The following is a 19,434-nucleotide window of genomic DNA, read 5'->3' on the forward strand; positions in this document are numbered from 1 at the left end:
AAGCACCCCCCATGAGCCACTACTACTCCGAGGAGCCCAATGTCCCGCTGAAGACGAAGACCATAGAGGTCTGCCTCAGGGGGCAGTGCTTCAGGTTCATCACAGCGAGCGGTGTCTTTTCCTTCGGGAAGCTAGACAGGGGAACGGAGTTGCTCATAGAGAGCATGATACTCGATGAGGACTGGCGCGTCCTCGACCTGGGCTGCGGCTATGGGGCGATAGGAATAGTGGCATCGCGCTTCGTGGGCCATGTCGTCATGACCGACGTGAACAGAAGGGCCGTCAGCATAGCGAGGAAAAATTTAAAAATCAACGGCGTTAGAAACGCCGAGGTGAGATGGGGAAGCCTCTACGAACCCGTTAGGGGCGAAAAGTTCGACGCAATCATCACTAATCCCCCGGTGCACGCGGGGAAGGAAGTGCTGAGGGAAATAGTTATAAACGCTCCCCGGCATCTCAACGATGGAGGCCTCCTGCAGCTGGTGATTAAGACGAAGCAGGGGGCAAAGTATATTAAGGCTCTAATGGATGACCACTTCACCGAAGTGAGAGAGCTGGCTAAGGGGAGCGGCTACCGCGTGTATGCCGGGATCGCCTAGCCTGGGATGGCGCGGGCCTTGAGAGCCCGTGTCCGCTTGGACACCGGGGTTCAAATCCCCGTCCCGGCGCCAAAATCCTCTCTGAAGGATTGAGATGGAGGTGTATTCGTAATGACGGACAACTTCAGACACATAGTCCGTGTAGCGGGAGTTGATTTGGACGGAAATAAGCAGCTGAGATGGGCCCTCACGGGCATCAGGGGTATAGGCATAAACTTCGCCACCATGGTGCTCAGGGTTGCAGGAATCGACCCGTACATGAAGACCGGTTACCTCACCGACGAGCAGGTCAAGAAGATTGAGAAGGTGCTCGAAGACCCGATCGCCCACGGTATACCCGCCTGGGCAGTCAACAGGCCGAAGGACTACGAGACCGGCAAGGACATGCACCTCATCACCGCCAAGCTCGTCATGGCCTGGCGTGAGGACGTCAACAGGCTCAGGAGAATACGCGCCTACCGCGGCATAAGGCACGAGCTCGGCCTTCCGCTCCGCGGACAGAGGACCAGGTCGAACTTCAGGCACGGCTCGACCATTGGCGTGAGAAGGAAGAAGAAGTGAGGTGGTTTAGATGGGAGACCCTAAGAGGCAGAGGAAGAGGTATGAGACTCCCTCTCACCCCTGGATTAAGGAGAGGCTCGACCGCGAGAGAGTCCTCATGAAGAAGTACGCCCTCAAGAACAAGAAGGAACTCTGGAGGCACGAGACTCAGCTCAAGGAGTTCAGGCGTAGGGCCAGGCGCCTCCTTGCCGCCCGCGGCAGGCAGGCAGAGGTCGAGAGGGTTCAGCTCCTCCAGAGGCTCAACAGGCTCGGCCTCCTCCCGGCCGATGCCGTCCTGGATGACGTTCTCTCACTCACCGTTGAGGACGTCCTCGACAGGCGCCTTCAGACCCTCGTCTACAAGAAGGGCCTCGCCAGGACCATCAGGCAGGCCAGGCAGCTCATAGTTCACGGCCACATCGAGGTCAATGGACAGATCATCCGCTCCCCGGGATACCTCGTTCTCAGGGAGGAGGAAGACGCTATAGCCTACTCGAAGACCTCTCCTTTCGCGAAGGAGAGCCACCCCGAGAGGATGGTTATCGAACAGGCCAAGCAGGGTGGTGAGGCATGAGCGAGGAAACCCAGCAGCAGGTTAACCTTAAGAAGAAGGAGAAGTGGGGAGTTGCCCACATCTACTCCTCCTACAACAACACCATCATCCACATCACCGACCTCACCGGGGCCGAGACCGTCAGCAGGTGGAGCGGTGGTATGGTCGTCAAGGCCGACAGGGACGAGCCCTCACCCTACGCGGCCATGATTGCCGCGAGAAGGGCCGCCGAGGAGGCCATGGAGAAGGGCTTCGTCGGCGTTCACATCAAGGTTCGTGCCCCCGGTGGAAGCAGGAGCAAGAGCCCCGGACCGGGTGCCCAGGCAGCCATACGTGCGCTCGCTAGGGCAGGTCTGAGGATTGGAAGGGTTGAGGACGTCACCCCGATTCCGCACGACGGCACCAGGCCGAAGGGCGGAAGAAGGGGCAGGCGCGTCTGACCCCACAACTTCTTTTTTGGTGATGCCGATGGAGCCAAAGTTTCAGATTCTTGAGAAAAGGGAGAACTCGGTTAAATTCCTCGTGGAGGGAGTTGACGTTCCCTTCGCCAACGCACTGAGGAGAACCATCCTCGCTGAGGTTCCCACCTTTGCCATTGATGAAGTCGAGTTCTTCGAGAACGATTCAGCCCTTTTTGACGAGATAATCGCCCACAGGCTGGCGATGATTCCGCTCACCACCCCGGTTGAGAGGTTCTCGCTGGATGCCCTTGAGCTCGACGACTACACCGTTACGCTCTCCCTTGAGGTAGAGGGGCCCGGAATGGTCTACTCCGGCGACCTCAAGAGCGACGATGAGGGCGTCAAGCCCGCCAACCCGGACATACCGATAGTCAAGCTCGCGGAGGGGCAGAGGCTCACGCTCAACGCCTACGCCAAGCTCGGCCGCGGCAGGAACCACGCCAAGTGGCAGCCCGGCTTCGTCTACTACAAGTACCTCACGAAAATCCACGTGAGCAAGGAGATTCCCAGCTGGGAGGAGCTTAAGACGCTCGCAGAGAGGCGCGGTCTTCCCGTTGAGGAGACTGGCGAGGAGCTCATCATTACGACCATCAAGGCATTCTACCTGCCGAGAAAGTTTGAGGCCTACCTCGGTGACAAGATAAGGGAAGAGGTAGTTCCCGGGGCGTTTGTGTTTACAGTGGAGACCAATGGAGAACTTCCCGTTGAGGAAATCGTGGCCATAGCCCTCAAAATCCTCATGAGGAAGAGCGATAGATTTATAAGCGAACTCCATAAATTAGCGTCCGACTGACGCGGGGGTAGCCGAGCCTGGCCAAAGGCGCGGGATTCAGGGTCCCGTCCCGTAGGGGTTCCGGGGTTCAAATCCCCGCCCCCGCACCAGTATTTACGCTCACCCCGTTGGACCTGTCGGTTTCCCACCTGCGAGAGAGCGTTAAGGAGGTATGTTCATGGTCAAGAGAACCGGACCCACTGACATCAACCTGAGGAGGCTCATCCGCTACCTCAGAAAGAAGTCTAATGAGGAAGGGGTTAAGATATGGAAGGACATAGCCTGGCGCCTTGAGAGGCCCAGGAGGCAGAGGGCTGAAGTGAACGTCAGCAGGATCAACCGCTACACCAAGGACGGCGACACCGTCATCGTTCCCGGAAGCGTCCTCGGTGCAGGAAAGCTTGAGCACAAGGTCACCGTTGCCGCCTGGAAGTTCAGCGAGACGGCCAAGAAGAAGATAGTCGAGGCCGGTGGAGAGGTCCTCACCATTGAGGAGCTCATCGAGAGAAACCCGAAGGGTAGTGGAGTAATCATAATGGAGTGATGGGCCATGAGGATAATTAACGCTGAAGGACTCATACTCGGAAGGCTCGCCTCGAAGGTCGCCAAGATGCTCCTTGAGGGCGAGGAAGTTGTCATAGTCAACGCCGACAAGGCCATCATCACCGGAAACCGCGAGGACATCTTCGCCAAGTACAAGCAGAGAACCGAGCTGAGGACCAGGACCAACCCGAGGAAGGGTCCGTTCTATCCGAAGAGGAGCGACGAGATAGTCAGGAGAACCGTCAGAGGAATGCTCCCCTGGAAGACCGACCGCGGAAGGAAGGCCTTCAAGAGGCTCAAGGTCTACGCTGGGGTTCCAAAGGAGTTCGAGGGCAGGGAGCTTGAGACCATAATCGAGGCCCACATGTCAAGGCTCGCAACCCCGAAGTACGTTACCGTTGGCGAGGTTGCCAAGTTCCTCGGTGGAAAGTTCTGAGGTGAGAGAAAATGAAGGTCATCCAGACTGCTGGTAAGAGAAAGACGGCCATCGCGAGGGCCACCATCAGGGAAGGAAAGGGCCGCGTCAGGATCAACCACAAGCCGGTTGAGATCATCGAGCCGGAGATAGCCCGCTTCACCATCATGGAGCCGCTCGTCCTCGCTGGCGAGGAGATAGTGGGCAAGGTCGACATAGACGTTAAGGTCGAGGGCGGAGGCTTCATGGGACAGGCAGAGGCTGCACGCGTCGCCATAGCCAGGGCACTCGTTGAGTGGACCAACGACATGAACCTCAAGGAAAAGTTTATGAAGTACGACAGGACCATGCTCGTCGGTGACAGCAGGAGAACCGAGCCGCACAAGCCCAACCGCTCAACCAAGGGTCCGCGCGCCAAGAGGCAGAAGTCCTACCGCTGACCGCTTTCCTTTAATATTCAAGAAGGTGATACGGGTGATAGTTCCCGTCAGGTGCTTCACGTGTGGAAAGGTCATAGGGGACAAATACTACGAATTCAAGGCCCGGGTTGAGAAGGGCGAGGATCCCGAGAAGGTCCTCGACGACCTCGGGATCGAGAGGTACTGCTGCAGGAGAACCCTGCTGAGCCACGTCGAGCTCATCGACCAGGTAATGGTTTACAGGGTATACTGAAAAACCACATTTCTGGGGGGCCGTGGGGTAGCTTGGTCTATCCTCCCGGCTTGGGGTGCCGGAGACCCGGGTTCAAATCCCGGCGGCCCCACCAAAATTTGCACGGGTGGTTGGAATGTTCAGGTACACGAGGTTTGAAAAGGCCCGTATAATTGGAGCGAGGGCCCTCCAGATAGCGATGGGTGCGCCCATACTCATCGACGTCCCGGAAGGAATCACGCCGCTCGACGCCGCGTTGCTTGAGTTCGAGAAAGGCATAATTCCGCTCACCGTAATCAGGCCGAGCTGATGAAAAATGACCGTGATAGAGAACGTAATCGGCAGGGTCGCGGTGCTCAAGGGGGGCAGGTATTCCGTTGAGGTAGACGTCATAACGAGCTCTGGCTTCGGCCGCTTTGCCGCGCCCGTGGACGAGAACCCGAGCCTCTACATAGCAGAGGCCCACCGCGCCGTGAGCGAGGTTGACGAGATAATAGGCCCTGAGCTGATAGGCTTCGACGCGAGCGAGCAGGAGCTCATAGACAGCTACCTCTGGGAGATAGACGGCACCGAGAACTTCAGCCACATCGGGGCCAACACGGCTTTGGCCGTCTCGATAGCGGTCGCCAAAGCCGCGGCGAGCGTCAAGAGGATGCCCCTGTACAGCTACATCGGCGGCACCTTCACGACCGAGTTGCCGGTTCCAATCCTTGAGATAGCGAGCGGTGAGGCTTTCGACTACTACGTGATGGTCCGTGACCTCATGGAGATAACCGATGTCGTCGACGCCGCCAACAAGGTCCTTGAGCACGCGGCGACCGGAACGGTGGAGGCCTTTTCGAAGGCCACGGAAAAGGCAACCGACGAGCTCGGCCTCGAAGTTGCCATTGGGCTCGTGCAGAAGGTTTCGATGGAGACCGAGGAAGTGCTCTCTCTAGTTGAGGACAACAACGTTGCCTACATAAAGCCCCTCGGAGACGAGGAGCTCTTCCTTGAACTCATAGCCGGTACCCACGGGGTGTTCGTTGACGGCGAGCACCTCTTCCGTGAGAAGGACATACTCGACAGGCGCTACTACAACGCCCTGTCAATAAAGCCGATAAACCTAGGCACGCTCACCGACTTATACAACCTCGTGAACGACGCGAAGTCGGAGAGGATAACCCCCATCCTCGCGGAGGCTCGCTACGAGTCCTCCGATGAGGCATTGGCCCACCTCGCGGTGGGTCTGCGCTGCCCGGCGATGGTGCTCCGGGGGGACTCCATCGCCAAGCTGAACGAGCTGATAAGAATAGCCGAAGATTTGGGTGAAAGGGGTAGGATAATAACCTTTGAAGGATGAGGAGGTGTGAAGAATGGAGGAATACCTTGTTCCACTCGACCAGTACCTTGCCGCTGGTGTCCACATCGGCACCCAGCAGAAGACCCAGGACATGAAGAAGTTCATATACCGCGTTAGACAGGACGGTCTCTACGTCCTTGACGTCAGGAAGACCGACGAGAGGCTCCGCGTTGCCGGCAAGTTCCTGGCCAAGTTCGACCCGGCGAACATCCTCGCTGTCAGCGTCAGGCTCTACGGCCAGAAGCCGGTCAAGAAGTTCGGCGACGTTACCGGTGCTAGGGCCATTCCGGGCCGTTTCCTGCCGGGAACCATGACCAACCCGCAGGTCAAGAACTTCATGGAGCCGGACGTCCTCATAGTCACCGATCCGAGGGCCGACCACCAGGCTATGAAGGAGGCCATTGAGATTGGCATACCGATAGTGGCCCTCGTTGACACCGAGAACTTCCTCAGCTACGTCGACGTTGCGATTCCGACCAACAACAAGGGTAGAAAGGCTCTCGCGCTCATCTACTGGATCCTCGCGAGGGAGGTACTCTACAACAGGAAGGAGATAGAGAGCAGGGAGGACTTCAAGGTTCCGGTTGAGGACTTTGAGATGAGGATTATCAGAACCTGAGGGGAAAGCTTTTAATTCCCCTCGCTTTACACTCCCTCGCGCGGGGGTGCCCGAGCCTGGCCAAAGGGGGCGGACTTAAGATCCGCTGCCGAAGGGCTACGCGGGTTCGAATCCCGTCCCCCGCACCAAAGCTTTAAAAGTCGAGTCGTGTAGGTGAAGACGGTTTAAGATCATGAGGTGATCACGATGGCGAGATTCCCAGAGGCTGAGGCCAGAATCTTTAGGAAGTACATCTGCATGCGCTGCGGCGCCACCAACCCGTGGAAGGCCAAGAAGTGCAGGAAGTGCGGCTACAAGGGTCTCCGCCCGAAGGCGAGAGAGCCGCGCGGTGGAATGGGACGCTGAGGGCTCTGGCCCTCAAAGGTTTCTCTTTTGCACTTTTCTGACATTGTCAAACGAGAAATTTGGAGAAGTTCACTCCTTGAGCTTCGAGAGCATGTCCTCAAGAAATGCTATTCCCTCCTCGAAGAGCTTCTCGCCTTCAGGGGTGAGCCTGTAGTACTTCCTCGACGGCTTTCCGGTTTCACTCTCCTGCCACTCCGCGGTAACGTAGCCGTCCTTCTCCAGTTTGTAGAGGACGACGTACGAACTGACCGTTGCGGGCTCGAAGTTGAAGGCCTCCCTTATCCTCTCCTTGAGCTCGTACGCGTACATGGGTCTCTCCTTCAGGAGCCTCAGGATGTAGAGCCACAGAACCTCCTTCGTTATCTTGTTCTTGAGCCTCTCCATAGGGGTCGTCATGTTCTCACACCTACTTTTATGCTTTGGAAATATTTTGAAGTCGTGTAATTTAAACGTTTTGGCAAAAACGTTTTATCCTCGGGGAGGCTAGTATTCTACAGGTGAGCGTACTATGGAGTTCGACGTAAGCGCCATGATGGGCGACATGGGCGTTGGTGCAGTGGTGGGCTTCGTGACGGGCTACGCCGTCAAGAAAGTTATGAAGCTGGCACTGGCACTAATCGGCGCCTACCTGGTCAGTCTCCTGTGGCTTGAGCAGAAGGGAGTCCTTATAATCGACAAGGACAAGCTCTTTAACCTGGCGGGGGAATGGACCCATGAAATCCTGACCCTTGGAGAGAAGGTAACGGCCCTCCTTCCTGGAACTGCCGCATTCCTCGGCGGTTTTGCCCTCGGCTTCCACAAAGGTTAAATTCCCCCCTTTCCTTCTCCATCCATGAGCTACGAGCGCCGGGTCATTCTGCGCCACTCACTGGCATCGGTGATTGCCCTGGGCCTCACGGGGTTAACCCGGTTTCTGTACAGCGCGATAACCGCGAGGCGCTTCGGCGTTGAGGAGCTGGGAATGGCGAACTCCCTTATCTCAAAGGCATTCTTTGCCGCCATACCTTTGAGCTTTTTCGCGGTAGCCCTCGGCAAGTACGCCTCCGAGTTCCTCGGGGGTGGCAAAACCGACTCAATACGCTCCATAACCCTTCCAGCCTTTCTCCTTCCCCTTGCCGGACTGCTCCTGCTCCCCCTGAACTTCTACCTCGGAATCCTCGCAACATTCAGGGGGATTCAGCTGACCCTCAGAAACTTCCTCTACGGCATCCACAGGGGAGAGCACTACGCGTACATAATAACCCTGGCTTTCGCGGGCTTCATGGTGGGATTTATACTGCCCAACGTCCTCGCACCGTACCTGCTCTTCCTGGGGCTGATAGCGGTTTTCTCCGCCGCTTATCTGATGAAGTTCAACCTCATTGGAAAGCCCCGGAAAAGGGAGATGAAGCTGCTCCTCTCGTATTCTTCCTTTGCATTCCTGGGAACTCTCTCGGGTGTTTTCCTGATACAGGGCCCCTATTTCATGAGCGAGTACCTATCCAGCCCGGAGGTTGCCGGAGTGGTGTCGGCTATACTCTCTGCTGCATTCCTTCTAACGTACCTCCCCCAGGTTCTCCAGTCTGCCATAATGCCCCTCTTTTCATACAAGTACGGCAGGAACGAGGACGACTACGTTAGGCTCCTCGCCGAGAAGACAACGGCTTTTTTGGTACTCGCCACAGGCTCTGCCATATTCGTCCTGATGCTCCCCGGCAGGGAGGTTCTCTCGGCGATATTCGGCTTCGACGTCGGTCCTGCCTTCTACCTCGCCCTCATGGCGATGGAGGTCTACATAGCCTACAACCCCAGCATAGTCGCCCTCAACTCGACCGCCTACGTTAAAAAAGGAACCTTTGTGGCGCTCATTGGGGCCTTTGCGGTTCTCCTTTCATGGCTGTACCTCATCCCCGCCTTTGGGGCGGTGGGTGTAATGGTGGGCCTCGCCCTCGGCTACGGTCTCATCCTAATCGGCGTCGCCCACTACGCCAGAAATCTTTTGAAGATATCCCCCCGAATATACGTTCCGCTGGTCGTGGCGCTGCTCCTTCAGTCCCTGGTATTCCTATCCAAGTATGCCCTACTCCTCGGATTCCTCCTTTTCCTTGCATACGAGAGGAGGGAAATAACGGAGGGAATGGAACTCCTCAAATCCTTCCGTGGTAGAGGATCTTGACGAGCTCCCTGGGAAGGCCTTCCCTGCGTATCCTCTCCTCGATGAGCCTCTTGTCGTAGTCAACCTCTATGAACTTCGTGTGGAGTGTGTCAACGTCCACCAGGGCGAACGTGGCCCTGTGCTCCCTGCCGGGCGGGAATCCTATGCTTCCCGGGCAGACGACCCTTCCGTAGCGGGTCATGGCGTTGACCGGGTACTTCGGCGAGGCCACGAAGAGTATCTCGTAGTCCTTCAAGGGGCGCATTATTCCCTCGTAGTAGCTCGTCGGCTGCTCCGGCAGGACTTTTCCCCCAAATGGGTCGAGTGGGCTTCCGTAGACTCCGAAGATGTCGTTCTTTCCAATCCTGTCAACGAGGTAAATCGGCAGGTCCCTTATGAACTCTCTGCCCTCATGGCCGAGGCTCTCCCATGTGTACTTAAGCGCCCGTTTGACGTACTCCGGATAGTCCACCCTCTCTATGTAGTCCGGTCCCTCCGAGTGGGGGTCACTCGCGGCTATAACCTGATCGAACTCACCGCGGATGACGCTGACCCTATTGTTTTTTATGAGGTCGTCCAGGGTGTCCAGAACCTCCCTCGGATACGGGAACAGGCCGACCACGTTCCCAAGGATGTAGTACTTTTCGATTTCGTGGCCATCCTCCTTGAGCGCTTCTATCTTCTCAAGGGCCTTTGCCAGCGCTGGGAGGTTGCCGTTGACGTTCGCCAGAACCGCAACGTAGACCATCCTTCTCACCTCCAACTTTTTCTTACCTAAATTAACTAAAAGCTCAAGGATATTTAAATCTTTCGGGAAGCCTATGGAAAAGCATCTGCTCACGCTGGATTTGACATTTTTCTTTTCCAAGCCTTGTCCTTTGGGGCGGGTATGGGTAAACAACCCAACGGGCCTCAAATCCTCAAAACCCGTTTAAGTTTGGTTAGCGTAGTATGGCCTCGAAAAGGCCACCGCAAGACAGCCCCTTCAAAGGGGTTTCACGTTACCCTCCAGCCGTTGGAGGGTTGACGTCGGTAGGCGTCCTTTCAAAAACCGCCTTTGAGTGGTTAGAAAATCTAAAGGTGGCCTTTGAAACGATAACCCCAATCGGGCTTTCGCCCGTAGGGATAACGGGCCCAAGACCGGGCCTTCGGGTTGAACCGAAACTGGTGACGGGAGTAGGTGATGATTGCCCATAAACCGAACCGCCCGTTGGCGAGGGGTTAACTCGCTGGAACCCTCACCCCTCAAGGCGGGAGGAGGTCAGATCTGGCGGGGCTAATTTGAGTTGGTTCTCCTTTTAAACAATCCCATCTGTGGGAAACCACATCAAAACCATGAGCCCTGAGAAGAACCACGAGCCTTTGATCGAACTTTGCCCCGCAAAAGTTTGTATTGCTGGCGGACCGGCGGGGATTTGAACCCCGGACCTGCGGCTTAGGAGGCCGCCGCCCTATCCTAGCTAGGCTACCGGTCCACTGCCCGCTATTCCCTCCAAGGGAAGGGTATTTAAAGTTTACGGTGTATTCTTCCCGGTGGTGAGAACGGTGGACGAGCTGGATCTTAAGATACTCTCTTTGCTTCAGGAAAACGCTAGGCTCTCCTACCGTGAGATAGCCCGGGAACTGAAGGTTGCCGTGGGAACCGTGTACAACCGCATTAAAAAGATGGAGGAGGAGGGAATAATCAGAGGTTTTGCGCCGATTCTCGACTATGAGAAGCTTGGCTTTGGCCTCACCACTGTCATAGGGGTCAAAGCTCAGGGCAGGAGAATAGTCGAGATAGAGCGGGAAATCGCCAGGAGCGACCGGGTGATAATGGTCTACGACATAACCGGTGAGTTCGACATAGTGGTGGTTGCCAAGTTTAGGGACCGGGCGGATATGAACCGCTTCGTTAAGTGGCTCCTCTCGCTGGAAGGCGTGGAAAAAACGAACACGAGCGTGGCAATGCAGGTTGTGAAGGAGGATCTGCGGCTTAAACTAACGGAGGACTAGAACCTCATCCAAGAAACGTTTTGCGAAGTCGTCAAAGCTCTCAACCGGGAGTTTTACCTCCTTTCCGTTCACCTTTCCTTCGAAGATGAGCGTCCTGGCGGTTATCTCGCGTATTTTTTTAAAGTCAGAGTTCTCCGCTATCGTGTTCTCGATGGTCTGTATGAACTCCTCCTCGCTCGCCATCCTGACGACGCCCTCTATCACGACCTCCCTGCCGCACTCCTCCTTGGTGCAGCGGAATTTGAAGGGGAGGCCAAGCTCGACCTCCACCGGTATCGTGAGGCCATCGGCGTTGTAGATGAACACTTTCATCCGCATCACTCCAGCCGGATAAGGCTCTCGACGGGGATGCTGTAGTCCTTCTTCAGGTGGTCTATGACGTCGCCGACACTTATGAGGAAGAACATGCCAACTGGTTTCGCCCCGGCCCGTCTGCACATCTCAAGGAGGGCCCTCTGTGTTTCACCGCTCCTGATTACGTCGTCAACGATGAGGATGTTTTCCCCTTTTTTGAGCGCCCAATGGGGCAGATAAAGTGTTGTCACACTTCCAGAGGCGCTCGGCACGTAGCTGACCTCGTAGAACTTCTCGACTCCGACTTCCTTTTTCTTCTTGGCGTAGACGACATCAACGCTTAGCTCTCTGGCGACGTGGACGCCGAGGGCGATTCCATCGGTTGCCGCGGTGAGCACCTTGTCCACGTTCTTGTCCATGTACCTGCTCGCAACGTCCTCCGCAATGAGGCTCATCAAGGAGGTGTCGCTGAGGACGGGCATGTTGTCGAAGAACCCGTACTCGTCGAATTTTATCCTCCTCTTGACCTCTTCCTCTATGTTGATGTAGGGGAGCAACAGGTTCAGAAGCTCCCTTGTCCTCTCGGCGCTTGGAAGGACCTTTCCCCTCACGTACCTGTTGAGTACCGTGATGGGGAGGCCTGTTATTCTGGACAGCTCTTCATAGGTGTAGGTCTTCTTGAGCAGTCTGAGCACCCTGACGAGTCTGAGCTTTTCCTGAACGGACTTTAGCTGACTCATTCTCTCACCTCCGGTGGCCAAAAATTAACAAGAAAATGTATAAATATGTTTCGGTCACTCCCTGCTCTTCACAACTTTTCTGCGGTAGGCTTCTATGACGTCCCCGTACTCCCTCAGGAGGAACTCCTTGGTTATGGGTTCCCCTTCGGGATGGTTGAGGCCGGGGCAGAATGAGTCCCTCTTGACGTATACTTCCATGACGTTTCCCTGCTTCACGAAGACGAACGGGTACAGCCTGCAGGCGAGAGGTCTGCGGTCGTATATTCTGCACCTCTTTGTCTCGGGGTCGAGGAAAACACATCCTCCGTCGAAGGGTCGTTTTTTAAGGGCATAGCTCAGGAACTTGTCCCCCCGGTAGAACATTTTCTCGTAATCGACGAATTCCCAGGCACTGTATCCCAGCTCTTCTATTTGGGCTATATCCTCATCTCTGGCGGGTATCTCAAGCTCGTAGCAGCATTGTCCGCAGTTTTCGATGCACTTAAATTTAAAAGAAGAGTCGCACTCGACTTGGAGGGTGTCGAGGTGAATCCTGGCGATCCACCTCTTTTCCAAACCTTCACCCCCTGTACGAGCTCGCTATCAGCGTCTCGGTCATCTCTATGTTGCTTATCTTCCTCAGGGTTTCGTCGTGGAACCTGTCGAGTTCGTGGATGTTCTCGACTTCCACACGGATTATCACGTCGTATTCCCCGTAGACGCGGTATATTTCCTTTATCTTCTTTTCCTTGGTCAGGGCGTTGTATACCTTCTCCTCTGTTCCGGGCTTAACAACAACCAGCACGAAGGCCTCAATCATACGCCGAACCCTCCAAAGTTAAATTTCCTCGCCATTTTAGAAAGTTTTCTCTTGTCCATGCTCTTGAACATCTTCTTCATCTGGTTGTACTGGTGAAGCAGTTCCCTAACCTCCTGGACGCTCGTCCCCGAGCCCCTGGCGATTCTCTTTATCCTTGAGTAGTTGATTATCTCGGGATGCTCCAGCTCCTCCTCCGTCATGGAGTCCATTACTATCCTGTATCTCTTCAGTTTCTCCTCACCGACTTTAACCGCATCGTCTGGTAGGGAATATCCTAATCCTGGAATCATCTGAAGGACCTGTTTAAGCGGCCCCATTTTCTGCATCGCTTCGAGCTGGGCGTACATGTCCTTGAGATTGAACTTTCCCTTGAGGAACTTTTCAAGGTCCTCCTCCTTGAATTCCTGCTCCTTCTGGAGCTCTTCGAGCTTCTGGAGAAGGCCCTCTATGTCTCCCATGCCGAGGAGCCTTGACACGAAGCGCTTGGGGTCAAAGGGTTCCAAGTCGTCTATTCTCTCGCCGACACCTATGAACTTTATGGGCGCTCCGGTTGCAGCCACCGCCGAGAGGGCTCCTCCACCCTTGGCGGAGCCGTCAAGCTTGGTAACTATTATTGAACCTATCGGTGTTGCCTCCTTGAACGCCAGCGCCTGATTGTGGGCCTGCTGGCCGATGGTTCCATCGATGACGAGAATGACTTCATGGGGCTTTATCGCCTCGCTTATCTGCTTCATCTCATCGATGAGGCCCTTCTCCTCCTTGTGCCTTCCCGCGGAGTCGACTATAATAACGTCGACGCCTTTGCCCTTGAAGTATTCAACGCCCTCCCTGGCGAGCTTCACGGCGTCCTTCTCCTCGGGATCGCCGAAGACATCTATCCCAAAGGGTTCAACTAGCTGTCTGAGCTGGTAATACGCACCGGGACGCCAGGTGTCCGAGCAGACAAGACCGACCTTGTAGCCCCTCTTCTGAAGATGTCTCGCCAGCTTCGCCACGCTCGTGGTTTTACCTGAGCCTTGGATACCGACGGTCAGGAGAATCGTCGGCTTCTCATTTATTTCGAGGGGCTTCGCCTCTGTTCCGAGGAACTTGGTGAGCTCCTCGTAGACTATCTGGATTATATGCTCCTTCTTCGAGGCCCCGGCGGGGGGCTCCTCCTCAAGTGCCCTCTTTTCTATTGTCTTCGTCAGCTGAAGAACCAGTCTGACGTTAACGTCCGCCTGAATGAGTGCCCTCTGGATGTCTCTCACGACCTCTTTGATGGTGGCCTCGTCAACGGTGCTCGAACGGGCGAGCTTTCTGAGGGCAGTGTTGAGTGCCTTCCCAAGCTTCTCTAAAGCCATTTTCTCCCACCGTAGTGATGGAGTCTCCAAAGTTTATAAACGGTTGGGTTTTCAATCCCTGCTCAAATGTACGCTTTTGACAAGAGAACGGCTATTGCGGCACTTTAAATTGTCAAATTATGTGCATTCACTGACAAAAATCTCCATTGCTGCTTTTTCGAAAGAGCATGGGCTTTTCATGGACATAGGTGGGATTTTGCGGGCTGACAAAGCTTTTAAGCATTGCAATGGGCTAGACTCCCCTGGAGAAATCAAACGGGGTGAGGAAGATGGAGTGGATGACCGCGCTCTACGGCTACATGGTTGAGGTGAAGATGAAGAAGAGGAGGAGGCCGATTCCCGAGGAGCTTGAGTACGTCGAGATGCTGAGGGCTTGATTTATTAAGGCTCTTTTTTATTCCCCTTGGGTGGTCCCATGAAAATCCACTACGAGTGCGTTGCATGTGCGGTCAATCAAGCTCAAAAGATAGCCGAGATGAGCACGAGCGATGTGGCCCTGAGAAAAGGGGCGATGCTCTTCGTCGCCCAGAGACTGGGGGAATTTTTCAGGGAGGACTCGGTCCCAGCGACGGACGGCGGGAGGCTGTTCCTGGAGCTCTATGAGTTCCTTGGGAAGGATGACCCGTTCGGGGAATACAAAAGAATCTCTACCGAGCTTGCCAGGAACGTGGCGGGCGGCATCGGTCGTGTGGATGACCTCAGAACGGCCCTCAAACTCGCGATAGTCGGAAATCTGATCGACTTCGCCGTTGGCTACGACCCAAAGAAGATCGAGGAAGACGTTCTCAGTCTCGCGTCCCATGAGCTCTACCTCGACCACAGCGACGAGCTTTTCTCTGAACTGGAGAACGCGAAGTCGCTTCTCTACCTAGTGGACAACTGCGGCGAGATATACTTTGACAGGATATTTGTAGAGTGCATAAGGAGGGAGTTCCCGAACGTTGAGGTGTACGTTGCCGCCAAGGAGGGGCCTATAATCAACGATGCAACCGTCGAAGACCTCCGCGAGGCGAAATTCAATGAAATCGCGAATGTGGTTTCCACAGGTTCTAGGTTGCCGGGAACGCCCTTGGAGTACGCATCGCCCGAGTTTTTGCGGCTATTCAACCGCGTGGACGTGATAATCGCGAAGGGCCAGGCCAATTTCGAGACTCTGAGCGACCTAAAAGACCCGAGAATCTTCTTCCTGCTCAAGGCGAAGTGCTGCCCAATATCTAGGGAGTTGGGAGTTCCGAGGGGTTCCATGGTGTGCGTACGGGGAAGATATTAGACGATTGCCGATATTATCTTTGACGAATGTCTATGGGAAAGCTTTTTATATTTTAAAGTAGTACCTACTAGTGGTGATATCGATGACAACCGTTATTAGACGTGATGCAGAAAGGTTTTTGAGGGAGCTCAGGGCCCATTACGGCGATGTCTGGAGGATGCCTACCAGTAAGTATCTGTCCAAGCCGGATTTCGTTGTTGTTGACCCCAAAAGCGGTAAAAAGACCAAGGTAAGCTTCGTCTCCCTGGACGACGGAGAGGTCGTTGGCGTGGTTTATGACGAACTCGGCTGAATTTTCGTTTTTTGACTAACCTTTTGCCTTCTGTTTTGGATGTTGGAAATAATTAAATACCTCGATATCGTAAATTTTTCCGGTGGAAATAATGCCCGTGGACGTTTATCGCGAGGCCCTTCGGCTGGCTTCTGATATACGGGATAAGTATATTAGAGCGGTCACCTACGCTAAAATTGGCTATTACATGTACCGTGCCAAAAAATCCGAGTACAAAACCGCATTCAAATACGCCTTCAACGCCGCCGCCTCTATTGAGAACCCCGTTCTCCTTGTCAAGGCGCTTGTGGAGATAGGAACGTACCTCAAGCGTGCTGACTCGAAAACCTCCCAAAAGGTTTTTCACCAGGCTTACGAATCCATACTGACTTTTCCGGAACCCCTAAAGGACGACCTCCTCGAAGAGCTGGTTATACGGCTTCTTGAGCTGGACATGCCCGACGATGCGCTCTTCTACGCCACAGACGTTGAAGACTCCGTGAAGCGCAACGACCTGTTTCTGAAGATACTCCGGGTCTACCTCAAGAAGGGGAACATGCGCAGGGCGAGGCTTATCATAGAGCAGATAGACGACGAACCTTGGCACTCCATAGCCGCCATAGAGGCCATAAAGGAGCACCTTAAGCGGGAGGAGTTTGGGAGTGCCATCAGGGTTCTCTCCGAGCTCAAAAGCGAGTACTGGCTTGGGGAGGCCATGAAGGAGGTGGCCGTCTACCTGAAGAACTCGGACGTTCCGACGGCGACTTACGAAAAATTCGTGGACATAGCACTGGGAATGTCCTCTGACACGGGTTTTGACGTTCTGAGATCCCTTCTCATAGGCCTCGGAAACCAGGGGGAGCTGGACTTCGTCATGGACATCCTGGGCAGGGTTTATCCGGACGAAAGGCTCTCGATAATCGAGGGCATTGTCAAGACCTCCGTTGACAAGGAGGACGTTCTCTTTGACCTGATAAACCACCTTGAGGGTGAGGAGTTTGAGAGAATAGCGGGGTTCATAATGGACCAGCTGCTCTCAAGGTCCGCCCACGGGAGGTACCTCCGCCTCGTTGAGGCCATCGGCGAGCGCACGATGGAGGACTCCGTCAGGGTGAAGGTGGCGACCTATCTGGCCAAGCTTGGCGACTTCGAGGGGGCCCTTAAGTTCGCCCAGCTAGTCCGCGGCCACTACCTCCGCTCACTGGCGTTCGGAAGCATAGCCGTCGCGAAGCTCAAGGCCGGGGACATCGACGGGGCCATAGACGCTGCCCTTGAGGTCAAGGACCCCAAATGGGGCTCGTGGCTCCTCAGTGAGATTCTGACCAAGATACTGGAACTTCACGCCGAGGGAGAGGTGAGCGAAGACATTGAGGAGAGGGCCGAACATCAGCGGATTCTCTGGGAGAAGGGCTAACGTTTTAAGCTTCCCTTCGTCTCTTCTCTCCAGGTGATACCATGCCGAGGGTAGCGATTATTGGAGGTTCCGGAGTCTACGACCCGAAGCTACTCCAGAACGTCAGGGAGGAGTTCGTAAGCACTCCCTACGGAAAGGTCAGGGTGAAGATAGGCGAGTATGACGGGGAGGAGATAGCCTTCCTCGCGAGGCACGGCGAGGGTCACAGCGTTCCGCCGCACAAGATAAACTACCGCGCCAACATCTGGGCCCTTCACGAGCTGGGTGTCGAGAGAATCCTCTCAACCTCTGCTGTGGGCTCGCTCAACGAGGCAATGAAGCCAGGCGACTTCGTCGTTCTCGACCAGCTTATCGACTTCACCAAGACGAGGCACTACACATTCTACGACGGCGACGACAGCCCGCACGACAGGAAATTCGTCGCCCACGTGGACTTCACAGACCCCTACTGCCCGGAGCTCAGGAAGGCCCTCATAACTGCAGCCAGGGAGCTGGGCTTTGAGTACCATCCCATGGGAACCTACGCCTGCATGGAGGGGCCGCGCTTTGAGACAAGGGCGGAGATAAGGGCCCTGAAGATACTCGGTGCCGACGTCGTTGGCATGACCCAGTGCCCCGAGGCGATACTGGCGAGGGAGCTTGAGATGTGCTACGCCAGCGTGGCCATCGTCACGAACTTTGCCGCTGGAATAACGGGGGAGAAGCTCACCCACACCGAAGTCGTTGAGCTGATGGCCAAGAAGAGCGAGGAGATAAAGTACCTCCTTATGAAGTCCATCAAGTACATCCCAACGGAGAGGCGCTGTGGCTGTAAGGATGCCCTCAGGGGCGCCACCGGAGACTGACCTCCCTGTTCTTTTTCCTTCATCGATGAAATTCTCAGTGCCCGAGTTCTGAACCCAAGGTTAACGAAAGGTTAAAATCTTTTGGTGCATAAATAAGGCCGAAAACATTTAGGGGGGCCTAATATGAGGTACGATGTTATAGTTATCGGTGCCAGTGCTGGGGGATTGACCGCCGCAATAGCCGCCAAGAGGTTTTATCCTGACAAGAGCGTCTTGGTCATCAAAAAGGAAGACGTTGGCATGGTTCCGTGTGGAATCCCCTACATCTTTGGGACCTTTGAGAGCGTCGACGACGACATCCTTCCCGTGGAGAGATTCCTCGAACCCCTCGGCGTCGAGGTGCTCGTGGATGAAGTCCTTGAGGTAGACCCCAGGGGTAAGGTCGTGAAAACGAAGGCAGGAAGGGAAATCGCCTGGGAAAAGCTCATCATTGCAACGGGTTCGAAGCCGGTATTTCCAAACGTACCGGGTTCCGAGCTGGAGGGCGTCCACACCGTTCCTAAGGACTACCACTATCTGAAGGCCCTTCGTGAGAAGATTCGGGCGGCCGAGAGGATAGTCATCGTCGGCGGCGGCTTCATAGCCCTGGAAGTCGGTGACGAGATTCGGAAGCTCGGAAAGGACGTGACGCTCCTAGTTAGGAGCAGACTGCTGAGGAACTCCTTCGACCCCGAGTTCAGCGAAATGGTTGAGGAACGCCTGAGGGAGAGGGGCATAAACGTGGTTTACGGCCAGGTTGAAGCGCTCGTTGGCGAGGGAAAGGTCGAAGGAGTGCGGCTCGTGGACGGGAGGGAGCTCCCAGCAGACCTTGTGATTTTCTCCATTGGCTACCGGCCAAACGTCGAGCTGGCTGTGAAGACCGGCCTTAAAGTTACCCGTTACGGCATCTGGACGGACGAGTACATGAGGACATCCCACCCCGACATCTTTGCCGTCGGAGACTGCGTCGAGCACAGGGACTTCTTCACGGGCAAGCCCTACGGCCTCATGCTCGCTTCAACGGCGACCTTCGAGGCCAGAATAGCGGGTGCGAACCTTTTCAAGCTCCAAATCGTCAGGGAGAACAGGAGGACGATAGGCGTTTACTCCACCAACGTGGCAGGCCTAACCCTGGCCGCGGCCGGGCTCACGGAGGAGGCCGCCAAGAGGGAAGGCTTCGAGGTCATAGTTGGTTATGGAAAAGGTCCGGACAGGCACCCCGCGAAGTTCCCGGACACCTCGATGGTCACGGTGAAGCTCATATTCTCCCGCGACAGGGGAGCGATACTCGGGGCGCAGATAGCCGGCGGTAAAAGCGTTGGGGAGATGATAAACATCCTCGCTTTGGCGATACAGAAGAGACTCACGGCGAGCGAACTCTACACCCTCCAAATAGCCACCCACCCGCTCCTCACGGCCTCGCCGGTTGGCTACCAGATTCTCCAGGCCGCGGAGGACGCCTTGGCGAAGCTGAGAACTTGAAAGGGACAAGGAAAGGCGCAAAGTAAAA

Annotated in this window: 28 protein-coding genes and 5 tRNA genes; 25 read left to right on the forward strand and 8 right to left on the reverse strand. The window is 55.3% G+C overall.

What is annotated here, in order from left to right; all coding sequences use genetic code 11:
- Nucleotides 1–11: 11 nt before the first annotated feature.
- The 17 genes from E3E51_RS07985 to E3E51_RS08065 all read left to right on the forward strand — a co-directional run bounded on the left by E3E51_RS07985 (nucleotide 12) and on the right by E3E51_RS08065 (nucleotide 6,840).
- Nucleotides 12–599 (forward strand): class I SAM-dependent methyltransferase, encoded by a 588-nt coding sequence (locus E3E51_RS07985; protein WP_167912579.1) that lies wholly within the window; start codon nucleotides 12–14, stop codon nucleotides 597–599.
- Nucleotides 585–671, forward strand: a tRNA-Ser gene (locus tag E3E51_RS07990). Before E3E51_RS07985 ends, E3E51_RS07990 begins: the two co-directional genes overlap by 15 nt.
- Nucleotides 672–710: 39 nt before the next feature.
- Entirely contained in the window at nucleotides 711–1,160 is a 450-nt protein-coding gene (locus E3E51_RS07995; RefSeq protein ID WP_088179872.1) for a 30S ribosomal protein S13, read from the forward strand.
- A 10-nt stretch (nucleotides 1,161–1,170) separates the two neighbouring features.
- On the forward strand, nucleotides 1,171–1,713 hold the full coding sequence (locus E3E51_RS08000; RefSeq protein WP_167912580.1) for a 30S ribosomal protein S4: 543 nt from the start codon (nucleotides 1,171–1,173) through the stop codon (nucleotides 1,711–1,713).
- Nucleotides 1,710–2,132: a 30S ribosomal protein S11 gene (locus E3E51_RS08005; protein WP_167912581.1), complete on the forward strand. Its 423-nt coding sequence runs from the start codon at nucleotides 1,710–1,712 to the stop codon at nucleotides 2,130–2,132. The genes E3E51_RS08000 and E3E51_RS08005 overlap by 4 nt, the downstream gene beginning before the upstream one ends.
- Nucleotides 2,133–2,160: 28 nt before the next feature.
- The gene (locus E3E51_RS08010) at nucleotides 2,161–2,946 is read left to right on the forward strand and encodes a DNA-directed RNA polymerase subunit D (RefSeq protein ID WP_167912684.1); all 786 of its coding nucleotides are present in this window, start codon (nucleotides 2,161–2,163) and stop codon (nucleotides 2,944–2,946) included.
- A 1-nt stretch (nucleotide 2,947) separates the two neighbouring features.
- Nucleotides 2,948–3,035 (forward strand) — tRNA-Leu (locus E3E51_RS08015).
- A gap of 68 nt (nucleotides 3,036–3,103) precedes the next feature.
- A complete protein-coding gene (locus E3E51_RS08020) occupies nucleotides 3,104–3,469 on the forward strand; it encodes a 50S ribosomal protein L18e (protein WP_167912582.1) in 366 nt (121 codons plus the stop codon).
- A gap of 6 nt (nucleotides 3,470–3,475) precedes the next feature.
- Nucleotides 3,476–3,904 carry a 50S ribosomal protein L13 gene (rplM, locus tag E3E51_RS08025; RefSeq protein ID WP_167912583.1) on the forward strand — a complete coding sequence of 143 codons (429 nt, stop codon included), beginning with the start codon at nucleotides 3,476–3,478 and terminating at the stop codon, nucleotides 3,902–3,904.
- A gap of 11 nt (nucleotides 3,905–3,915) precedes the next feature.
- Entirely contained in the window at nucleotides 3,916–4,323 is a 408-nt protein-coding gene (locus tag E3E51_RS08030) for a 30S ribosomal protein S9 (protein WP_167912584.1), read from the forward strand.
- 34 nt (nucleotides 4,324–4,357) lie between these two features.
- Nucleotides 4,358–4,555 (forward strand): DNA-directed RNA polymerase subunit N, encoded by a 198-nt coding sequence (locus E3E51_RS08035; RefSeq protein WP_055430130.1) that lies wholly within the window; start codon nucleotides 4,358–4,360, stop codon nucleotides 4,553–4,555.
- A gap of 16 nt (nucleotides 4,556–4,571) precedes the next feature.
- Nucleotides 4,572–4,649, forward strand: a tRNA-Pro gene (locus tag E3E51_RS08040).
- Nucleotides 4,650–4,670: 21 nt separating this feature from the next.
- Complete coding sequence (locus tag E3E51_RS08045) at nucleotides 4,671–4,844, forward strand: DNA-directed RNA polymerase subunit K (protein WP_055430129.1); 174 nt, start codon at nucleotides 4,671–4,673, stop codon at nucleotides 4,842–4,844.
- A 6-nt stretch (nucleotides 4,845–4,850) separates the two neighbouring features.
- Nucleotides 4,851–5,876, forward strand: a complete 1,026-nt coding sequence (locus E3E51_RS08050) for a hypothetical protein (RefSeq protein WP_167912585.1) — start codon at nucleotides 4,851–4,853, stop codon at nucleotides 5,874–5,876.
- 13 nt (nucleotides 5,877–5,889) lie between these two features.
- The gene (rpsB, locus tag E3E51_RS08055; RefSeq protein ID WP_167912586.1) at nucleotides 5,890–6,495 is read left to right on the forward strand and encodes a 30S ribosomal protein S2; all 606 of its coding nucleotides are present in this window, start codon (nucleotides 5,890–5,892) and stop codon (nucleotides 6,493–6,495) included.
- Between the two features lie 40 nt (nucleotides 6,496–6,535).
- A tRNA-Leu gene (locus E3E51_RS08060) sits at nucleotides 6,536–6,623 on the forward strand.
- A gap of 58 nt (nucleotides 6,624–6,681) precedes the next feature.
- Nucleotides 6,682–6,840: a 50S ribosomal protein L40e gene (locus tag E3E51_RS08065; RefSeq protein WP_012571071.1), complete on the forward strand. Its 159-nt coding sequence runs from the start codon at nucleotides 6,682–6,684 to the stop codon at nucleotides 6,838–6,840.
- Between the two features lie 69 nt (nucleotides 6,841–6,909).
- Here the strand turns inward: E3E51_RS08065 and E3E51_RS08070 are convergent, their stop codons facing one another.
- Nucleotides 6,910–7,236, reverse strand: a complete 327-nt coding sequence (locus tag E3E51_RS08070) for a PadR family transcriptional regulator (RefSeq protein WP_088179880.1) — start codon at nucleotides 7,234–7,236, stop codon at nucleotides 6,910–6,912.
- Nucleotides 7,237–7,348: 112 nt separating this feature from the next.
- Here E3E51_RS08070 and E3E51_RS08075 point away from each other — a divergent pair, with 112 nt between their 5' ends.
- The gene (locus E3E51_RS08075) at nucleotides 7,349–7,648 is read left to right on the forward strand and encodes an FUN14 domain-containing protein (protein ID WP_167912587.1); all 300 of its coding nucleotides are present in this window, start codon (nucleotides 7,349–7,351) and stop codon (nucleotides 7,646–7,648) included.
- Nucleotides 7,649–7,672: 24 nt separating this feature from the next.
- Nucleotides 7,673–8,995 carry a lipopolysaccharide biosynthesis protein gene (locus tag E3E51_RS08080; protein WP_167912588.1) on the forward strand — a complete coding sequence of 441 codons (1,323 nt, stop codon included), beginning with the start codon at nucleotides 7,673–7,675 and terminating at the stop codon, nucleotides 8,993–8,995.
- Here E3E51_RS08080 and E3E51_RS08085 read toward each other — a convergent pair.
- Together E3E51_RS08085 and E3E51_RS08090 are read right to left on the reverse strand one after the other, a co-directional pair.
- Complete coding sequence (locus E3E51_RS08085; RefSeq protein WP_167912589.1) at nucleotides 8,967–9,722, reverse strand: metallophosphatase family protein; 756 nt, start codon at nucleotides 9,720–9,722, stop codon at nucleotides 8,967–8,969. The two genes, E3E51_RS08080 and E3E51_RS08085, sit on opposite strands and share 29 nt — an antisense overlap.
- A 649-nt stretch (nucleotides 9,723–10,371) precedes the next feature.
- Nucleotides 10,372–10,449: transfer RNA gene (locus E3E51_RS08090), tRNA-Arg, on the reverse strand.
- A 70-nt stretch (nucleotides 10,450–10,519) separates the two neighbouring features.
- Between E3E51_RS08090 and E3E51_RS08095 the strand changes: the two genes are divergently transcribed.
- On the forward strand, nucleotides 10,520–10,969 hold the full coding sequence (locus tag E3E51_RS08095) for an Lrp/AsnC family transcriptional regulator (RefSeq protein ID WP_167912590.1): 450 nt from the start codon (nucleotides 10,520–10,522) through the stop codon (nucleotides 10,967–10,969).
- On the opposite strand, the gene E3E51_RS08100 is transcribed toward E3E51_RS08095, so the two are convergent.
- Genes E3E51_RS08100 through E3E51_RS08120 form a run of 5 tightly spaced genes read right to left on the reverse strand, consistent with a single transcriptional unit; the run spans nucleotide 10,955 to nucleotide 14,145 of the window.
- Nucleotides 10,955–11,281: a hypothetical protein gene (locus E3E51_RS08100; RefSeq protein WP_167912685.1), complete on the reverse strand. Its 327-nt coding sequence runs from the start codon at nucleotides 11,279–11,281 to the stop codon at nucleotides 10,955–10,957. The genes E3E51_RS08095 and E3E51_RS08100 overlap by 15 nt on opposite strands.
- 5 nt (nucleotides 11,282–11,286) lie before the next feature.
- On the reverse strand, nucleotides 11,287–12,003 hold the full coding sequence (locus E3E51_RS08105) for a phosphoribosyltransferase family protein (protein ID WP_167912591.1): 717 nt from the start codon (nucleotides 12,001–12,003) through the stop codon (nucleotides 11,287–11,289).
- Between the two features lie 54 nt (nucleotides 12,004–12,057).
- Nucleotides 12,058–12,558, reverse strand: a complete 501-nt coding sequence (locus E3E51_RS08110; RefSeq protein ID WP_167912592.1) for a YkgJ family cysteine cluster protein — start codon at nucleotides 12,556–12,558, stop codon at nucleotides 12,058–12,060.
- A gap of 4 nt (nucleotides 12,559–12,562) precedes the next feature.
- The gene (locus E3E51_RS08115) at nucleotides 12,563–12,802 is read right to left on the reverse strand and encodes an Lrp/AsnC ligand binding domain-containing protein (RefSeq protein WP_167912593.1); all 240 of its coding nucleotides are present in this window, start codon (nucleotides 12,800–12,802) and stop codon (nucleotides 12,563–12,565) included.
- On the reverse strand, nucleotides 12,799–14,145 hold the full coding sequence (locus E3E51_RS08120; RefSeq protein WP_167912594.1) for a signal recognition particle protein Srp54: 1,347 nt from the start codon (nucleotides 14,143–14,145) through the stop codon (nucleotides 12,799–12,801). The genes E3E51_RS08115 and E3E51_RS08120 overlap by 4 nt, the downstream gene beginning before the upstream one ends.
- A 415-nt stretch (nucleotides 14,146–14,560) precedes the next feature.
- Between E3E51_RS08120 and E3E51_RS08125 the strand changes: the two genes are divergently transcribed.
- The 5 genes from E3E51_RS08125 to E3E51_RS08145 all read left to right on the forward strand — a co-directional run bounded on the left by E3E51_RS08125 (nucleotide 14,561) and on the right by E3E51_RS08145 (nucleotide 19,406).
- Entirely contained in the window at nucleotides 14,561–15,415 is an 855-nt protein-coding gene (locus E3E51_RS08125) for a damage-control phosphatase (protein WP_167912595.1), read from the forward strand.
- Between the two features lie 82 nt (nucleotides 15,416–15,497).
- Nucleotides 15,498–15,707, forward strand: a complete 210-nt coding sequence (locus tag E3E51_RS08130; RefSeq protein WP_167912686.1) for a hypothetical protein — start codon at nucleotides 15,498–15,500, stop codon at nucleotides 15,705–15,707.
- Nucleotides 15,708–15,798: 91 nt separating this feature from the next.
- Nucleotides 15,799–17,100 carry a hypothetical protein gene (locus E3E51_RS08135; RefSeq protein ID WP_167912687.1) on the forward strand — a complete coding sequence of 434 codons (1,302 nt, stop codon included), beginning with the start codon at nucleotides 15,799–15,801 and terminating at the stop codon, nucleotides 17,098–17,100.
- A gap of 41 nt (nucleotides 17,101–17,141) precedes the next feature.
- Nucleotides 17,142–17,945, forward strand: coding sequence for an S-methyl-5'-thioadenosine phosphorylase (mtnP, locus tag E3E51_RS08140; RefSeq protein WP_167912596.1), 804 nt, complete (start codon nucleotides 17,142–17,144; stop codon nucleotides 17,943–17,945).
- Between the two features lie 123 nt (nucleotides 17,946–18,068).
- Entirely contained in the window at nucleotides 18,069–19,406 is a 1,338-nt protein-coding gene (locus E3E51_RS08145) for an FAD-dependent oxidoreductase (RefSeq protein ID WP_167912597.1), read from the forward strand.
- The last annotated feature ends 28 nt before the right edge of the window (nucleotides 19,407–19,434 follow it).

Origin of the sequence: Thermococcus sp. 21S7, from assembly GCF_012027615.1 — an archaeon.
In the GTDB taxonomy this organism is placed as follows: domain Archaea; phylum Methanobacteriota_B; class Thermococci; order Thermococcales; family Thermococcaceae; genus Thermococcus.

Bases quoted from the DNA above. Each gene is read 5' to 3' on its own strand.
- E3E51_RS07985 (WP_167912579.1), top strand. From the start codon at position 12: ATGAGCCACTACTACTCCGAGGAGCCCAATGTCCCGCTGAAGACGAAG.
- E3E51_RS07995 (WP_088179872.1), top strand. From the start codon at position 711: ATGACGGACAACTTCAGACACATAGTCCGTGTAGCGGGAGTTGATTTG.
- E3E51_RS08000 (WP_167912580.1), top strand. From the start codon at position 1,171: ATGGGAGACCCTAAGAGGCAGAGGAAGAGGTATGAGACTCCCTCTCAC.
- E3E51_RS08005 (WP_167912581.1), top strand. From the start codon at position 1,710: ATGAGCGAGGAAACCCAGCAGCAGGTTAACCTTAAGAAGAAGGAGAAG.
- E3E51_RS08010 (WP_167912684.1), top strand. From the start codon at position 2,161: ATGGAGCCAAAGTTTCAGATTCTTGAGAAAAGGGAGAACTCGGTTAAA.
- E3E51_RS08020 (WP_167912582.1), top strand. From the start codon at position 3,104: ATGGTCAAGAGAACCGGACCCACTGACATCAACCTGAGGAGGCTCATC.
- rplM (WP_167912583.1), top strand. From the start codon at position 3,476: ATGAGGATAATTAACGCTGAAGGACTCATACTCGGAAGGCTCGCCTCG.
- E3E51_RS08030 (WP_167912584.1), top strand. From the start codon at position 3,916: ATGAAGGTCATCCAGACTGCTGGTAAGAGAAAGACGGCCATCGCGAGG.
- E3E51_RS08045 (WP_055430129.1), top strand. From the start codon at position 4,671: ATGTTCAGGTACACGAGGTTTGAAAAGGCCCGTATAATTGGAGCGAGG.
- E3E51_RS08050 (WP_167912585.1), top strand. From the start codon at position 4,851: ATGACCGTGATAGAGAACGTAATCGGCAGGGTCGCGGTGCTCAAGGGG.
- rpsB (WP_167912586.1), top strand. From the start codon at position 5,890: ATGGAGGAATACCTTGTTCCACTCGACCAGTACCTTGCCGCTGGTGTC.
- E3E51_RS08065 (WP_012571071.1), top strand. From the start codon at position 6,682: ATGGCGAGATTCCCAGAGGCTGAGGCCAGAATCTTTAGGAAGTACATC.
- E3E51_RS08070 (WP_088179880.1), bottom strand. From the start codon at position 7,236: ATGACGACCCCTATGGAGAGGCTCAAGAACAAGATAACGAAGGAGGTT.
- E3E51_RS08075 (WP_167912587.1), top strand. From the start codon at position 7,349: ATGGAGTTCGACGTAAGCGCCATGATGGGCGACATGGGCGTTGGTGCA.
- E3E51_RS08080 (WP_167912588.1), top strand. From the start codon at position 7,673: ATGAGCTACGAGCGCCGGGTCATTCTGCGCCACTCACTGGCATCGGTG.
- E3E51_RS08085 (WP_167912589.1), bottom strand. From the start codon at position 9,722: ATGGTCTACGTTGCGGTTCTGGCGAACGTCAACGGCAACCTCCCAGCG.
- E3E51_RS08100 (WP_167912685.1), bottom strand. From the start codon at position 11,281: ATGAAAGTGTTCATCTACAACGCCGATGGCCTCACGATACCGGTGGAG.
- E3E51_RS08105 (WP_167912591.1), bottom strand. From the start codon at position 12,003: ATGAGTCAGCTAAAGTCCGTTCAGGAAAAGCTCAGACTCGTCAGGGTG.
- E3E51_RS08115 (WP_167912593.1), bottom strand. From the start codon at position 12,802: ATGATTGAGGCCTTCGTGCTGGTTGTTGTTAAGCCCGGAACAGAGGAG.
- E3E51_RS08120 (WP_167912594.1), bottom strand. From the start codon at position 14,145: ATGGCTTTAGAGAAGCTTGGGAAGGCACTCAACACTGCCCTCAGAAAG.
- E3E51_RS08125 (WP_167912595.1), top strand. From the start codon at position 14,561: ATGAAAATCCACTACGAGTGCGTTGCATGTGCGGTCAATCAAGCTCAA.
- E3E51_RS08130 (WP_167912686.1), top strand. From the start codon at position 15,498: ATGACAACCGTTATTAGACGTGATGCAGAAAGGTTTTTGAGGGAGCTC.
- E3E51_RS08135 (WP_167912687.1), top strand. From the start codon at position 15,799: ATGCCCGTGGACGTTTATCGCGAGGCCCTTCGGCTGGCTTCTGATATA.
- mtnP (WP_167912596.1), top strand. From the start codon at position 17,142: ATGCCGAGGGTAGCGATTATTGGAGGTTCCGGAGTCTACGACCCGAAG.
- E3E51_RS08145 (WP_167912597.1), top strand. From the start codon at position 18,069: ATGAGGTACGATGTTATAGTTATCGGTGCCAGTGCTGGGGGATTGACC.